The following is a 15307-nucleotide window of genomic DNA, read 5'->3' as shown; positions in this document are numbered from 1 at the left end:
CCGATACTGCCGACTAGCGGCCCTCTCAGCCGAGGGCCGCCGACCGCCCGACCGACGTGACAATCCCTCGTGCGCCACCAGCAGCACCCGGCTCACGGCCCGCCGCGGGCCGCCGGGCCCCGATTCCCGTTCCTTTTCCGTCCGACCAGCAGGAACCAGCGGCGGACCCGCTCGGCGGGTTCCGAGGAGGCACCCATGAAGATGCTCATCAACGTCCCGGAAACCGTGGTCGCCGACGCGCTGCGGGGCATGGCGGCGGCTCATCCCGAACTGACGGTGGACGTGGAGAACCGGGTGATCGTCCGCAGGGACGCGCCGGTGGCCGGCAAGGTCGGGCTGGTGTCCGGCGGAGGGTCCGGGCACGAGCCGCTGCACGGCGGGTTCGTCGGGCCGGGCATGCTCTCCGCCGCCTGCCCCGGCGAGGTGTTCACCTCCCCGGTGCCCGACCAGATGGTGCGCGCCGCCGCCGTGGACAGCGGCGCCGGTGTCCTGTTCATCGTGAAGAACTACACCGGCGACGTGCTCAACTTCGACATGGCCGCCGAACTCGCCGAGGACGAGGGGATCCGGGTCGCGAAGGTGCTGGTCGACGACGACGTCGCGGTGACCGACAGCCTGTACACGGCCGGCCGCCGCGGGACCGGCGCGACCCTGTTCGTGGAGAAGATCGCGGGGGCCGCGGCGGACGAGGGACAGCCGCTGGAGCGGGTGGAGGCCGTCGCCCGGCAGGTCAACGAGAACTCCCGCAGCTTCGGCGTCGCCCTCAGCGCGGTCACCACGCCCGCCAAGGGCAGCCCCACCTTCGACCTGCCGTCCGGCGAGCTGGAGTTGGGCATCGGCATCCACGGGGAGCCCGGACGGGAACGGCGCCCGATGATGACGGCGGGCGAGATCGCCGAGGCCGCGCTGGACGCGATCCTCGCGGACATCACCCCCCGCAATCCGGTCCTGGTCCTGGTCAACGGCATGGGCGCCACCCCGCTGCTGGAGCTGTACGGCTTCAATGCCGAGGTGCAGCGGGTGCTCGGCGAGCGCGGGGTCCCCGTCGCACGGGTCCTCGTGGGGAACTACGTGACCTCGCTGGACATGGCCGGCGCCTCGGTCACCCTGTGCCAGGTCGACGAGGAGTTGCTGCGCCTGTGGGACGCGCCGGTCAGTACGCCCGGCCTGCGCTGGGGTATGTGACGGGCACCCGGGCAGGGTCCGAGGAGTGCCTACCATGCAAGGAGATTCCGTGCTCGACGCCGATTTCTTCCGCCGTTGGATGACGGCGACCGCCGCGTCCGTGGACCGCGAGGCGGAGCGGCTCACCGCCCTCGACTCCCCCATCGGTGACGCCGACCACGGGGGCAACCTGCGGCGCGGGTTCACGGCGGTGCGGGAGTCCCTGGAGCAGGACCCGCCCGCCACGCCCGGGGCGGTGCTCACCACGGCGGGCCGCCTGCTCATCTCGAAGGTCGGCGGCGCGTCCGGACCGCTGTACGGGACGCTGCTGCGGCGGGCCGGCAAGACGCTGGGCGACGCCGACGAGGTCAACGAGGCGCAACTGGCCGAGGCGCTGCGGGCCGGGCTGGACGCGGTGAAGCAGCTCGGGGGCGCCGCTCCCGGCGACAAGACCATGATCGACGCGCTGGAGCCGGCGGTGGAGGCGCTGGGCCAGTCCTTCGCCGCCGCCCGCAGCGCGGCCGAGGAGGGGGCCGTGGCCACCACCCCGATGCGGGCCCACAAGGGCAGGGCCAGCTACCTGGGTGAACGCAGCATCGGGCACCAGGATCCGGGGGCGACGTCGGCGGCGCTGCTGATCGCGGCCCTGGAGACCGCCGCGTCCGGGACGGGGGCCGACGGTGAGTGACGCGACGGTGGGCATCGTGCTGGTGTCGCACAGCGCGGCGGTCGCCACCTCGGTCGCGGAGCTGGCGAAGGGGCTGGCCGGGGCGGGGGACGCGGTCCCCGTCGCCCCGGCGGGCGGCACCGACGACGGCGGGCTCGGCACGAGCGCCGAACTCGTCGTCGCCGCGGCGGCGTCCGTCGACCGCGGGGCCGGGGTCGCCGTGCTGACCGACCTGGGGAGCGCGGTGCTCACGGTGAAGACGCTCCTCGCCGAGGGCGACGAACTCCCCGGCAACACCCGGCTGGTCGACGCGCCGTTCGTGGAGGGCGCGGTGGCCGCGGTGGTCACGGCGGCCACCGGAGCGGACCTGGCCGCGGTGGAGGCAGCGGCGGCGGAGGCGTACACGTACCGCAAGGCGTGACGCGGCGGGCGGGCGGCGGTGCGGCGGCGCGCGAGCCGACGGGACGGCGGGACGGCGGCCCGCTGGACGGGCGGTGCTCCGGGGCGGTCCGCTGGACGGGAGCCGCGCCGGTGGCCCGCCACCGCCACCGCCCGCCCACCCACCGCCCGGAGCCACCGGCCGGCGCGTCACCGGCCGCGTGCCCCCACCCCGCCCGCTACCGCCCCGCTCGCCGGCGTCCCGCGCGCACACCGTCGGCTCGCACACCGCCGGCTCGCGCGCCGCCGGAGCCGCACCGGCGCCGCCCGGTCAGTCGGCGTCGACGAACCGGCGTGCCAACTCCTCCCCCAGGGTCACCGCCGCGTCGGCGTCCTCGATCGGGGTGACGCGGCTGTCCTTGAAGACGATGTACGTGACGTCGGCGGCGGTGCCACCGGTGAGCGGATGCGGGTCGATGCCGAGGGCCTCGGCGGTGGCGTAGGAGGCCTCGCCGATGATGTGCGCGGGGCCCACGTCGCCGACGACCGCGTACTGAACCCGGTCCTCGTGGATCACGGCGGCGACCGAGCCGCCGCGCACCCCGTGCTCGCGGTAGTCCCAGACCGCGCTAGGGGTCGGCACCACGATGTGGGGCAGGGTCGCGGAGTTCAGCGGACGGCCGTCGGACTGGGCGAAGGCCGTGGCGGCGGAGAAGGTGGGGTCGGTCGCGGCGTTGCAGCGGGGGCCGGGACGGCCGTCGCAGTCGATGTCCAGGTCGGCCGTCCAGTGCACGACGTCGCGGGCGCCGCAGACGGGGACCGTCGGGGCAGTGCCGTGATCGGTGCGGTAGAGACCGTCGGAGATCCGGGTGCAGTCGCGCACCCTGTCCAGCAGGTCGGCGGCTGACACGGAACTCTCGCTCCGGGCGACCGGTGCGTCGTGCTGTGGCCCGGCCGGTCCGCCGGGGAGCAGGGTGGGGGCGAGCAGGGCGGCACCGGCCGCGGCCAGGGTGAGCGAGGGGGCACGGAACACGTTCGAGGGGCCTCTCGTCGGGGACACTGACGGGCACTCAGCCCTCAGCCAACCTCATTCCGGCTCCGCGACGGGGTCATCGCGACGGGGCCGGAGGGTGCGCGACGGGGGGTGCTCGGGCACCCGGGGGCCGAGCCGTGTTCCGGCCCGGGCCGCCCGGTCACCCTCTGAGGCGCGGGACGAGCGACGACAGCGGTCCGCGCCACGGACATGAACCACCCAGCCCTCGCGAGCAGTTCAGCCGTTCGGATGCTCAGCATACGTAATACGGCGGACCGCGCACCAACGATGCCCCCTTGATGTGGCCGCGTCAGGGACGGCATATTGGTACGGACCATTACGAGGCCAGGATCCGTCCGTTCGGCCGGTGCCCCGGCGTGTCGCCACGACCGGGGTCCGGGGAAAGGAGGAGCGTGCACCGTCCCACGGCCGACAGGCCCGCCGAACCGGAACCGGACGGCCCGTCCGGGCGCCCCTTCCCGCCCGCCTCCGGCCCGACCTCCTTCAGCTCCTCCGCCACGCGCCCCTCCGCGCCGTTCGCCAGGGTCGCGCCCGCGCCGCCCTCCCCGCGCCCGCCCGCGCCGTCGCACGCTCCCTCGCCCGAGCCTGCGTCCGAGCTCCCGCGCGCGCCTGCTTGCGCCCCCTCGCGCGCGCCTTCCCCCACACCCCGGCGCGCGGCGCGACGGGCCGGGGTGCCGGGCGCCGTGTCGTGCGCCCTCCTCCTGCTCCTCGCCGCCTGCGGAACCGGCGGCTCCGCGGACCGCGCCGGGGGCGAGGGCGGGCTGCCGGGGGCGCCGACCGGAGTCACCGCCGAGGCGGGGAGCGCCACCAGCGTGCACGTGATGTGGAACGCGCTGCCCCCCGGCGACGGGAAGGTCTCCCGGTACGAGGTGTACCGCGACGCCACCAAGGTGAAGGAGGTCCCCGGCTCCGCACACATGGTGGACGTCACCGGGCTGCGGCCCGCGACCGCGTACGCCTTCACCGTCCGGGCCCGGGACACGGAGGGGCGGCTGGGGCCGCACAGCCGGGAGGTCCGGGCGACGACCCCGCGGGCGGCACCGGAGGACCGCTCGGCACCCACCCGGCCGACCGGGGCGGCGGGCCGGGCGGTGGGCAGCAGGGCGGTGCAACTGTCCTGGTCGGCCGCCACGGACGACCGGGCCGTGGTCTCGTACGACATCCTCCAGGCCGGCACGAAGATCCACGGGGTGGGCGGACAGCAGACGGCGACGGTGGTCACCGGCCTGCGGCCGGGCACCCGGTACTCCTTCACCGTCCGGGCCCTCGACGCCGCCGGCAACGCCTCCCCGGTGAGCACCGCCGTGCGGATCACCACACCGGGCTCGGGGGACGGCGGCGCCGGGACCGCGCCCACCCGCTTCGAGGCGGACGTGCGCCGGGCCGACGGGGCCTACCACCTCGACCTGAGCTGGGTCCCGCCGGACGTGGACGGCGTGGTGACCGAGTATCAGGTCCACCTGGACGGCCGCGCGGCCACCTCGCTGGTCTTCGGCGGGGAGGCCCCGCGCGACCGGGCCGAGTACTCCTTCTACGTGGGGAAGGAGCCGGGGGTCACCCACCGGGTCCGGATCCGGCCGATGCTGCCGGACGGCACGTGGGGCGCCTTCTCGGCGGAGCGCACGGTGACCACCGGAACCCGGAACTGACGTCCCGCGACGGGGCCGTGGGCCGCGCGCACGGCCCCGTCACCTGCCCGGCGGCGGCCGGGGTGCGGGGGGCGTCCGGTGCGCCTTGGCTGGCCCTGTACGGCACGGGCGTTCCCGACCCTCGGCGGCGCAAGGGATGTACCGCCAACCGTGCCGCCGGAAGGCAGTCCACATGCGCTACTCCACGTCCGTGTTCCGCTCCGGCCCGACCGCGGCAGCCGCCGCCGCGCTCACCCTCGCGCTGGCCGCTCCGGCCGCCGCCGATTCCGGCATCTCGGTGAGCACCACCGGCTCGACCGTCTCGGTCACCACGTCGGCGTGCACCCAGATCAACGGCAACTGGGGCACGGCCTCGCTGCTCAACAGCAGCCAGACCAGCTTCGCCCAGGGCCGGCAGGTGGCCCTGTCGGGCAGCGCCTCGTCGCAGTCGGCCGCCTGGTCGAACGTCACGTCCGGCACCTACACGGTGATCGTGACGTGCTCCAACGGCAGCACCGCGGGCAGCCAGTCCGTCATCGTCTCGCCCGCGCCCAGCCCGAGCCGGGTCACCCCGACGGCCTCGCCGTCACGGGGCGTCATGGGCGGCGTGGGGGGCGGTTCGACGGACTACGGCACGGTGACCCTGGTCGCGGGCGGCGCGCTGGTCGGTACCGGTCTGCTCGGCGCGGCGTGGTTCCTGCGCCGCCGCAACAAGCCGCACCGCCTCTGAGCCGGCGCCGGCCGCCACCACGTCCGACGCGCTCCGGTCCGGCGGCCGGCGTCACCTTTCCCGCCCCCCTCCCGCGTACCTCACCCCACGCCCGTCACCCCTCGCCCGGGGATGCGCCTGGCCTCACCCGGGACGCGGCGCGCTTCGGACGCGGACCTCGTGACCCGCTCCCGGGTGCCCGGCGCCCGAAGGCTCAGCCGGCGTGCTCCGCACCCGCCTCCGGCCGGTCCGGGGTTCCCTCGTCCGCCTCCGGCCGGTCGGCCTGCGCCTGCATTGCTCGTGGGCCCGGCGTTCCCTGCGGGCCGCGCAGTTCGCGGAGTTCGGCGAGTTCGGCGAGCGCGTGTTCGAGCCAGCGGACCCAGAACGTCTCCAGGTCGATGCCGGCCCGGAGCACCAGGTGGCGCAGACGGTCCTCGGGGTCGTCCTTGCCGGGCGGGAAGTCGCGCAGCTCGATGTCCTGGTACTCGGCCAACTGCCGCTGGTGCAGCTCCAGATGGCGCCGCAGGTCGTCCTCGATGCCGTCGGTGCCGACCACCGCGGCAGCGCGCAGGCGCAGCAGCATCGCGTCGCGGTGCGGCTTGGGATCCTGGGACGCGGCCGTCCAGCGGGCCAGTTCCGCGCGTCCTGCAGGCAGGACCTCGTAGGACTTCTTCTGCCCCCGGACCGGCTGCCGGGAGGGCAGCGCCCGGATGAACCCCTCGGCCTCCAGCCTGCCCAGCTCGCGGTAGATCTGCTGGTGCGTGGCGGACCAGAAGTAGCCGATCGACCGGTCGAACCGGCGCGTCAGCTCCAGCCCCGACGACGGCTTCTCGAGCAGGGCGGTGAGGATCGCGTGCGGGAGGGACATGGGCTCATCCTAGGGACGCAGGCGAGCCCCGCGGCCCGCCGTGGCCGGGCACCGAGCCCGCCGTGGCCGGGTGCCGGGCCTGCCGTGGGCGGGTGCCGGGCCCGACGGGGCGGGGTGCGGGCCCGCCGTGCCGGAGTGGCCGTCCCGGCGGGGCGGGACGGCTCGTTCCGGACGGCCGGCGGGGACGCGGGCCCTACAGGGCGGCGGCCACCTCGGTGCCCTGCTTGATGGCCCGCTTGGCGTCCAGTTCGGCCGCCACGTCGGCGCCGCCGATGAGGTGGACGGGACGGCCGGCGGCGACCAGCTCCTCGTAGAGGTCCCGGCGCGGCTCCTGGCCGGTGCACAGCACCACCGTGTCGACCTCCAGCACGGCGCTCTCGCCGTCGACGGTCAGGTGCAGTCCGGCGTCGTCGATCCGGTCGTAGACGACTCCGGGGACCATGGTGACGCCCCGGTGCCTCAGTTCGGTGCGGTGGATCCAGCCGGTGGTCTTGCCGAGGCCGGCGCCGACCTTGGTGGTCTTGCGCTGGAGCAGGTGGACGGTGCGCGGCGGGGCGGGCCGGTCGGGTGCCGTGAGGCCGCCGGCGGCAGCGTGGTCGAGGTCGACGCCCCAGTGGCGGAAGTAGGTCTCGGCGTCCTCGTGCGCCTTGTCCCCGCTGTCGGTGAGGAACTCGGCGACGTCGAAGCCGATGCCTCCGGCGCCGAGGATCGCGACCCGGTCGCCGACGGGGGCGCCGTCCCGGAGGACGTCCAGGTAGCCGAGGACGCTGGGGTGGTCGACGCCGGGGATCTCCGGCACCCGCGGGGTGACGCCGGTGGCGACGACGACCTCGTCGTACCCGGCGACGTCGTCCGCCGTGACGTGCGTGTCCAGCCGCAGGGCGACGGCCAGTTCGTCGAGGCGGGTGCGGAAGTAGCGCAGCGTCTCGTCGAACTCCTGCTTGCCGGGCACCTTGCGGGCCACGTTGAGCTGTCCGCCGATCTCGCTCGCGGCGTCGAACAGGGTGACGTGGTGGCCACGTTCGGCGGCGCCGACCGCGCAGGCGAGGCCGGCCGGTCCGGCGCCGACGACGGCGACGCGCTTGCGGCGGCGGGTCGGGGAGAGCACCAGTTCGGTCTCGTGGCAGGCGCGCGGGTTGACCAGGCAGGAGGTGATCTGTCCGCTGAAGGTGTGGTCGAGGCACGCCTGGTTGCAGCCGATGCAGGTGTTGATCGCCTCGGGCCGCCCCTCGGCCGCCTTGGCGACGAAGTCGGGGTCGGCGAGCATCGGCCGCGCCATCGAGACCATGTCGGCGTAGCCCTCGGCGAGCACCTGCTCGGCGAGTTCGGGGGTGTTGATCCGGTTGGTGGTGACCAGCGGGACCGACACCTCGCCCATGAGGCGCTGGGTGACCCAGGTGTAGGCGCCGCGCGGCACCGAGGTGGCGATGGTGGGGATGCGGGCCTCGTGCCAGCCGATACCGGTGTTGATGAGGGTGGCCCCGGCCGCCTCGACGGCCTTCGCCAGGGTGATCACCTCGTCGAGCGTGGAGCCGTCGGGCACCAGGTCGAGCATGGAGAGGCGGTAGATGACGATGAAGTCCTCGCCCACCGCCTCGCGCACCCGGCGGACGATCTCGACCGGGAAGCGCGTCCGGTTCTCGTAGGAGCCGCCCCAGCGGTCGGTGCGCCGGTTGGTCCGCGTCACGATGAACTCGTTGATCAGGTAGCCCTCGGAGCCCATGATCTCCACGCCGTCGTAGCCGGCCTGCCGGGCGAGGCGGGCGGCGCGCGCGTAGTCGTCGATGGTGCGCTCGACCTCGGCGTCGGTCAGCTCGCGGGGCGGGAAGGGGCTGATCGGCGCCTGGAGCGGGCTCGGGGCGACCAGGTCCTGGTGGTAGGCGTAGCGGCCGAAGTGCAGGATCTGCAGCGCGATGCGTCCGCCCGCGTCGTGCACGGCGTCGGTGACGACCCGGTGCTGCTCCGCCTCGGCCTCGGTGGTGATCCTCGCGCCGCCCTCGTAGGGCCGGCCCTCGTCGTTGGGCGCGATGCCGCCGGTGACGATGAGGCCGACTCCGCCGCGCGCGCGGGCCGCGTAGAACTCGGCCATGCGGGCGAAGCCGCCCTCCGCCTCCTCCAGGCCGACGTGCATGGAGCCCATGAGGACCCGGTTGGGCAGGGTGGTGAAGCCCAGGTCGAGGGGGGTCAGCAGGTGCGGGTAACGGCTCATCGGGCCCTCCGTGCGCGGTGTGGTGCCTCTGTTGTAGAGGACGCGCGACGCCTTGTGCAACTAGTTGCATAAGGATCGGAGGGTGAGGGACGGCACAACGGACCCCGGAGCGGTGCTCCGGGGTCCGGTGGGTGTCGGCCGACGGGTGCGGCTGCTCGGGCCGGCCGTGTCAGCGGCTTTCGAGACGGACGTGCAGCTCCCTCTCCTGGTCCCCGGAGACCGTGGTCAGGTCGTGCACGGCGAACAGGTCGTCCAGCGTGCTGCGGAACCGGTCGACGGCCCAGGGGCCGCCGTGCAGGTCGGCGTCGACGGAGGACGACAGTCGGGCCGGGCCGGTGCCGCCGCCGTGCGGTGCGGCCACGTCGAACGTGCCGAGCCACACCGTGGGCCGGGTCTCGTGGAACTCCTCGGGGACGTCCTCGGCGCACCGGTCGGACGTGAAGCACGCGCAGAGCGTGTCGAACACGATCCGGGCGTCGTGCTTGCTGCATCCGCTGATCTCGACCGAGACGGATTCCGGGTGCGGTCGCTCACTGCTCATCGGGATCGCTCCTCTCCTGACCCCCGCCGTGCCCCGCCCTCCCAGCAAAGCACCGTCGGCGCCCGGGCACGACCCGCGCGTCGCCGGACCCGCGGGACGGCTGACGGGAAGCGGACCCCGCGGGTACCCGCCGACCGGCACGCGCATGCGCGCCGCGCCGGGGTGAGAGCCGCACCGGAACGCGAGAAGCTGGAAACCGGGCCGGCCGAGCGGCGGAAAATCGCCCCCGCGCGCGGTAGAACAAGGGAAGCCGGCAGCGCGACGAGATGTCGGCCCGAGCGGCGAAGGCGGGCATGGGATGAGTGCAGCCGGGGCACCCCCGGCCGGGGACGGCGGCCCGGAGCGGGGGCCGGTGCGCCCCAGCGGGCTCCTCGACGTGCTGGGCGTGGCCTCGGTGGTGCTGGACGCCGAGGGCCGCGTGGTCCTGTGGAGCCCGCAGGCCGAGGAACTCTTCGGGTACACGGTGCACGAGGCGCTGGGCCAGTACGCGGCCCGGATCATGGTGCACGAGAAGCACCTGGACATGGTCGTCGACCTGTTCGCCGACGTGATGCGCACGGGGCGGAGCTGGGCCGGCGCCTTTCCCATCCGGCGCAAGGACGGCGGCACCCGCCTGGTGGAGTTCCGCAACATGCGGCTGCTGGACGACCAGGGAGAGGTCTTCGCCCTCGGCCTCGCGGTCGACCAGTCGACGGTGCGGCGGCTGGAACAGGACGTGGCGCTGTCCACCCGGATCGTCGCCCAGTCCCCCATCGGGCTCGCCGTGCTCGACACCCGCCTGCGGTACGTGTCCGTCAACCCCGCGCTGGAGCAGATCAACGGCATCCCCGCCGCGAAGCACCTGGGCCGCACGGTCCGCGAGGTGCTGCCCCAGCTGGACATCGACGTCCTGGAGAACGCGGCCCGCCGGGTGCTGGACACCGGGCAGCCGGTCATCGACCGGTCCGCCGTCGGGCGCACACCGGCCGACCCGGACGAGGACCACGCCTGGACGGTGTCGCTGTACCGGCTGGAGAACGCCCTCGGCACGGTCCTCGGCGTCGCCCTGTCGGTGGTCGACGTCACCGAGCAGTACCGGGCCGGGGTCGAGGCCGAGGCCGCCCGGCGCCGGCTGGCCCTCATCGCCGACGCCACGGCCCGCATCGGCACCACCCTGGACCTGGACCGCACGGCCCGCGAACTGGCCGAGGTGGCGGTGCCGGAACTCGCCGACGTGGCGGCGGTGGACCTGCTGGACGCGGTGGTCCGGGGCCGTCGCAGCACCCTCGGTCCGGGCGAACCCGCGGTGATCCGGGCCCTGGCCGTCCAGGGCGACCGGGCGCCGGACGCGCTCCGGGCCGCCGACCCGCCGGGCGGACTGGCCCGTTACGCTCCCGACCGGCTGGTCACCGAGTGCGTGCGCACGGCCCGGCCGGTGATGCTCCCGGTGGTCGAGGACGCCGACCTGCCGCGCATCGCCCGCTCCCCCGAGGCCGCCGAACTGCTCCGCCGGGCCGGCGTCCACTCCTACCTCGCCGTGCCGCTGATCGCGCGCGGCGAGGTGCTGGGCGCGCTGGACCTCAAGCGGTGCGGCAATCCGCTGCCGTTCGGCGACGACGACCTGCTGCTGGCGCGCGAACTGGCCTCCCGGGCGGCCGTGCAGATCGACAACGCCCGCTGGTACCAGAACGCCCGCGCCACCGCACTCACCCTCCAGCGCAGTCTGCTGCCCAGCCTCCCGCCCCGCACGGGCGGGCTGGAACTCGCCTCCCGCTACCAGCCGGCGGGCACCACCAGCGAGGTCGGCGGCGACTGGTTCGACGTGATCCCGCTGGCCGGCGACCGGACCGCGCTGGTCGTCGGGGACGTGATGGGCAGCGGCATCCCCGCCGCGGCCACCATGGGCCGGCTGCGGACCGCCACCAACACCCTCGCCTCCCTCAACCTGGAGCCGGCGGCGCTGCTGGAACACCTGGACCGCATCTCCGGCGACCTCGACCAGGCGATCGCCACCTGCGTGTACGCCGTCCACGATCCCGCGCGACGGCAGTGCCTGATCGCCAACGCCGGGCACCTGCCGCCGGTGCGGGTGCGCAACGGGAGCTCTCCGGAGCTGCTCGACCTGCCCACGGGGGTGCCGCTCGGGGTGGGCGGGGTGTCCTTCTCCACCACCGTCGTCGGCCTGGAGCCGGGCGACCGGCTGGTGTTCTACACCGACGGGCTCGTGGAGACGCGGCGGCACCCGCTGGACGAGCGGCTGGACCGGCTCCTCACCCTGCTGGACTGCCCCGACCTGCCCCTGGAGGAGGTCTGCGACCTCCTCCTGCGCACCCTGCACGAGCCCGACAACTTCGACGACGTGGCCCTGCTCATCGCCCGGGCGACGGCCCCGGGCTGACCGCCCGCGGCCCGTGCGCCGGGCCGTCCGGGCCGGGCGCCACGCCGATCACCACGTGGGCGTCCTCCTCCTCGGCCACGGCCGAGCGGGTCCGCAGGCCGGCGGCGGTGAACGCCTCGGCCGCCGCCGGCGCCTGCCGCCGGCTCGTCTCGACGAGCAGGCACCCACCGGGCGCCAGCCAGTCCGGGGCACCGGCGGCCACCCGGCGCAGCACGTCCAGGCCGTCCGCCCCGCCGTCCAGCGCCATCAGCGGCTCGTGGTCACGGGCCTCCGGGGGCAGCAGGGCGATCTCACCGGTGGGCACGTACGGCACGTTGGCGGCGAGCACGTCGACCCGGCCCCGCAGCCGGGGCGGGAGCGCCTCGAACAGGTCCCCGGTGTGGACCTGGCCGCCGGTACCGGCGAGGTTGCGCCGGGCGCAGCGCACGGCCGCCGGGTCGAGGTCGGCGGCGTGCAGTTCCACGTCCCCGAGTTCGGCGGCCAGGGCCGCCCCGACGGCACCCGAGCCGCAGCACAGGTCCACGACGACGGAGGCGTCCGGTGCCTGCGCGAGGGCCTGCGCCACGAGGAACTCGGTGCGCCGGCGCGGTACGAAGACCCCGGGCACGACGCCGATCCGGCGGCCCCGGAAGCCGGCCCAGCCGACGACCTGTTCGAGGGGCACCCCGCGGGCGCGGCGCCCGGCCAGCGCGGCGGCCTCCCGCTCGGTGCGCGCGGTGGCGAGGATCAGCTCGGCCTCGTCCTCGGCGAACACACAGCCCGCGGCCCGCAGCACGGCCACGACCACGTCCCGGGAGGAGGGGCCGGGCGGCGGGGCGAGCGACGGGCCCCCGGCGGGCGGCGGGGAGTCGGCGGACGGCGGGAAGTCGGCGGGCTGCGGGGAGTCGGGCGCCGGGCCCGGCGCCGGAGGACCGCCCGGGGCGGGGGCCGGGCGGGGGGCCGACGCACCGTCGGGGACCGGAACCCCGGCCGGCGGCACGGACGGGACGGGCGCGGACGCCGCGGGTGACGAGGGCATCGGAGGCGTCCCCGGGCCGGAGGACGAGTCCGTGGACGGGGCGGGCGCGGGCGCCGCGGGTGGCGAGGCAGGTCTCGTGCCGGACGGCGGGTCCGTGGACGACGCCAGGGGGTTCACGGGCGGCTGGGACGGCATCGCGGGGGCCTTTCGAGAGCCGTGGGGACGCTCCCGCGGACGCCTACGGCCGGTGTTCCGCGGCCCTGCGAGGCGGGTGCGCCCGACCTGACTGAGCGGTGATCGGTCCCACCTCCCCGGCTCCACAGGCCGCGCCCGTGCGCGGCCGGAGCGTCACAGTACCGGACGCCGCGCGGCCCCCGCACGTCCGCGACGATCACCCGCACCCCGTACCGTGGGACCCTGGAACACCCCGCACCCGCAACGGAACCACTGATCACGTGAACATCACCCGAGGCTTCACCGGCCGCCCCCGCGTGGCCGATCCCGGTCTGCCGCCCGGCCAGTACGACGCCCGTGACACCTGGCCCGTGCTGTCCGCCGAGGTCACCCCGGACCTGGCGCCGGCCGACTGGACGTTCCGGGTCGACGGGCTGGTCGCGCAGCCCCGCACCTGGGACTGGGACCAGGCGCACGCCCTGCCGGCCTCGGCGTACGAGGGGGCCATCCACTGCGTGACCGGCTGGTCGAAGTTCGGCGTGCGGTTCGGGGGCGTGTCCCTGGACGCCTTCCTGGACGCGGTGCGGCCCCTGGACACCGCGAGCCACGTCGTCGCGTACGCGCACACCGGCTACACCGCGAGCCTGCCGCTGGCGGACGTGACCGGCGGGCGGGCCTGGATCGTCTGGGACGCCGACGGCGAGCCGCTCACGCCCGAGCACGGCGCCCCGGCGCGCCTGGTGGTGCCCCACCTGTACTTCTGGAAGAGCGTGAAGTGGGTCGCCGGCCTGCGCCTCCTCGACCGGGAGGAGCCGGGCTTCTGGGAGACCAACGGCTACCACCCGCGGGGCAACCCCTGGGAGGAACAGCGGTACTCCGGTGACTGAGACCGTGCCCCAGCAGACCCAGCAGGCCCGGCAGACCCAGCGAACTCAGCAGGCCCGGCAGTCCCAACAGGCCCGCCGGTCCGCGCCGGACGGCTTCGTGCCGCCCACGCGGTTCGCGGTGCCCGGGCGGATCGCGGTGAACGAGGGGACCGCCTCCCGGTGGCGGACGGCGACCCTGACGGAGATCCGCCGGGAGACCCCGCGGGCGGCGACCTTCCGCTTCGCCGTGCCGGACTGGTCGGCGCACGTGCCGGGCCAGCACCTGATGGTGCGGCTGACCGCCCCCGACGGCTACGTGGCCCAGCGGCACTACTCGATCGCCTCCGCGCCGGACGACCCCGGGCACGTGGAGCTGACCCTGGACCGGGTGGCGGACGGCGAGGTGTCGGGCTGGTTCCACACCGTGGCGCGGCCCGGCGACCGGGTGGAGATGCGCGGCCCCCTCAGCGGCTTCTTCGCCTGGCCCGGCGACCGGCCCGCCCTGTTGCTCGGCGCCGGGTCCGGGGTGGTCCCGCTGATGTCGATGGTGCGGCACCACCGCTCCCGCGGCCTGACCGTGCCGCTGCGGCTGCTGGTGTCGGCGCGCGGCCCCGAGGACCTGATCTACGCGCGCGAGTACGGCCCGGAGACCACCCCGGTGTTCACCCGGAGCGCCCCGCCGGGGATGCCGGTGGGACGCCTGACGGACCGTCACCTCGCGCCGCTCCTGGCCGACCCGCCGCCCGGCGGGTGGGAGGCGTACGTCTGCGGTTCCAACTCCTTCGCGGAGCACGCCGCCGGGCTGCTGGTGGCCGCCGGTCAGCCGGTGGACCGGATCCGGATCGAGCGCTTCGGCTGAACCGTGCCGCCCGCAGCCGCGCACCGGCGACGCCGCCGGTTTCGGCGCCGTGCGTCCGGGCACCCCTGCGGAGGGCCGGCGGGCGGGTGCGCGGCCCGCGCCACGGGGGTCGCGGCGCGGTCGGCGCACCCGCTGTCCGGCCCGACGGCGGTGGGACGACGGTGCGACGACGGCTGGGGAGGCCGGGATGCGAACGCCGATGGTGAGGGCCCGGCTGCTGCGGGGCAGTCCGCTGCGGCGCCGGTCGGACGCCGTCGAGGCGTGGACCGCCCTGGTGGTCGCCGTGCTGGTGGCCGTGGGCGCCCCGCTGGTGGGCGTGGTCGCGGCCCGGTGGGCGTACGTCGACGCGCGGACCGCCGCGGCGGAGCAGCGCGCCGAACGGCAGCGGGTGGCCGTCGAGGTCACCGGCCGCGCCGCCGGCGCGCGCCCCGCCACCCTGGAGCGCGGTCACGCCTACCGGGCCACCGTGCGCTGGACCGGCCCGGACGGGAGCGCCCGCGAGGCCGTGGCCCGGGTGCCCGCCACGGCGGGGGCGGGCGACCGGGTGCACGTCTGGTTCGACTCCCGGGGACGCAACGTGCCGCCGCCGGTGGACGCCGCCACGGCCTGGCAGCACGCCGTCGGCATGGGCGGCTTCGCCGCGGGCGGTGCGGCGGCCGCGGTGCTGGTGGTGCACGCCGCCGTGCGGTCGGCGGCGATGCGGCGGCGGCTGGCCGAGTGGGAGCGGGACTGGGCCCGCACGGGTCCGGAGTGGACCGGGCGCGGTGTCTGACCGGGTGGCCGTACGGGTCCTGGCGGGGTCCCGCACGGCGTTCGTACGGTGTGATCGTGTAGGCGTACTTCGCTGACGGAGGC

General features: G+C 75.7%; 13 protein-coding genes and 1 pseudogene. 9 read left to right on the top strand and 5 right to left on the bottom strand.

Annotated features, from left to right (window positions below; all coding sequences use genetic code 11):
• Positions 1-195 precede the first annotated feature (195 nt).
• From dhaK to dhaM, 3 genes are read left to right on the top strand one after another with little or no spacing between them, the layout of a single operon-like run.
• Complete coding sequence (gene dhaK, locus AC02VZ_RS15235; protein WP_476475602.1) at positions 196-1185, top strand: dihydroxyacetone kinase subunit DhaK; 990 nt, start codon at positions 196-198, stop codon at positions 1183-1185.
• Positions 1186-1234: 49 nt separating this feature from the next.
• The gene (gene dhaL, locus AC02VZ_RS15230) at positions 1235-1852 is read left to right on the top strand and encodes a dihydroxyacetone kinase subunit DhaL (protein WP_476475660.1); all 618 of its coding nucleotides are present in this window, start codon (positions 1235-1237) and stop codon (positions 1850-1852) included.
• On the top strand, positions 1845-2252 hold the full coding sequence (dhaM, locus tag AC02VZ_RS15225) for a dihydroxyacetone kinase phosphoryl donor subunit DhaM (protein WP_476475601.1): 408 nt from the start codon (positions 1845-1847) through the stop codon (positions 2250-2252). Before dhaL ends, dhaM begins: the two co-directional genes overlap by 8 nt.
• A gap of 288 nt (positions 2253-2540) precedes the next feature.
• Here dhaM and AC02VZ_RS15220 read toward each other — a convergent pair whose 3' ends face one another.
• Entirely contained in the window at positions 2541-3242 is a 702-nt protein-coding gene (locus AC02VZ_RS15220) for a glycoside hydrolase family 75 protein (RefSeq protein WP_476475600.1), read from the bottom strand.
• A 704-nt stretch (positions 3243-3946) separates the two neighbouring features.
• On the opposite strand from AC02VZ_RS15220, the gene AC02VZ_RS15215 reads away from it, so the two are divergent.
• Together AC02VZ_RS15215 and AC02VZ_RS15210 are read left to right on the top strand one after the other, a co-directional pair.
• Positions 3947-4912 carry a fibronectin type III domain-containing protein gene (locus AC02VZ_RS15215; RefSeq protein ID WP_476475599.1) on the top strand — a complete coding sequence of 322 codons (966 nt, stop codon included), beginning with the start codon at positions 3947-3949 and terminating at the stop codon, positions 4910-4912.
• 172 nt (positions 4913-5084) lie between these two features.
• A complete protein-coding gene (locus tag AC02VZ_RS15210) occupies positions 5085-5621 on the top strand; it encodes a hypothetical protein (protein ID WP_476475598.1) in 537 nt (178 codons plus the stop codon).
• Positions 5622-5937: 316 nt separating this feature from the next.
• Here AC02VZ_RS15210 and AC02VZ_RS15205 read toward each other — a convergent pair.
• The 3 genes and pseudogenes from AC02VZ_RS15205 to AC02VZ_RS15195 form a co-directional block, all read right to left on the bottom strand.
• Positions 5938-6468, bottom strand: a pseudogene (locus AC02VZ_RS15205) (PadR family transcriptional regulator); the annotation flags it as partial.
• 193 nt (positions 6469-6661) lie between these two features.
• On the bottom strand, positions 6662-8677 hold the full coding sequence (locus AC02VZ_RS15200) for an oxidoreductase (RefSeq protein WP_476475597.1): 2016 nt from the start codon (positions 8675-8677) through the stop codon (positions 6662-6664).
• A gap of 169 nt (positions 8678-8846) precedes the next feature.
• Positions 8847-9218 (bottom strand): hypothetical protein, encoded by a 372-nt coding sequence (locus tag AC02VZ_RS15195; protein WP_476475596.1) that lies wholly within the window; start codon positions 9216-9218, stop codon positions 8847-8849.
• A 298-nt stretch (positions 9219-9516) separates the two neighbouring features.
• Between AC02VZ_RS15195 and AC02VZ_RS15190 the strand changes: the two genes are divergently transcribed.
• The gene (locus AC02VZ_RS15190) at positions 9517-11595 is read left to right on the top strand and encodes a SpoIIE family protein phosphatase (RefSeq protein ID WP_476475595.1); all 2079 of its coding nucleotides are present in this window, start codon (positions 9517-9519) and stop codon (positions 11593-11595) included.
• Here AC02VZ_RS15190 and AC02VZ_RS15185 read toward each other — a convergent pair.
• The gene (locus AC02VZ_RS15185) at positions 11567-12376 is read right to left on the bottom strand and encodes a putative protein N(5)-glutamine methyltransferase (protein ID WP_476475659.1); all 810 of its coding nucleotides are present in this window, start codon (positions 12374-12376) and stop codon (positions 11567-11569) included. The genes AC02VZ_RS15190 and AC02VZ_RS15185 overlap by 29 nt on opposite strands.
• A gap of 632 nt (positions 12377-13008) precedes the next feature.
• Between AC02VZ_RS15185 and AC02VZ_RS15180 the strand changes: the two genes are divergently transcribed.
• The 3 genes from AC02VZ_RS15180 (at position 13009) to AC02VZ_RS15170 (ending at position 15224) form a co-directional block, all read left to right on the top strand.
• Entirely contained in the window at positions 13009-13614 is a 606-nt protein-coding gene (locus AC02VZ_RS15180) for a sulfite oxidase-like oxidoreductase (RefSeq protein WP_476475594.1), read from the top strand.
• Positions 13615-13732: 118 nt separating this feature from the next.
• On the top strand, positions 13733-14452 hold the full coding sequence (locus tag AC02VZ_RS15175; protein ID WP_432055696.1) for a ferredoxin reductase: 720 nt from the start codon (positions 13733-13735) through the stop codon (positions 14450-14452).
• 187 nt (positions 14453-14639) lie between these two features.
• Positions 14640-15224 carry an Rv1733c family protein gene (locus tag AC02VZ_RS15170; protein ID WP_432055665.1) on the top strand — a complete coding sequence of 195 codons (585 nt, stop codon included), beginning with the start codon at positions 14640-14642 and terminating at the stop codon, positions 15222-15224.
• The last annotated feature ends 83 nt before the right edge of the window (positions 15225-15307 follow it).

The organism is Streptomyces sp. 3-6, from assembly GCF_056323165.1.
Note: the sequence above shows the minus strand (reverse complement) of the source record. Positions and strands in the feature narration are given on the sequence as shown.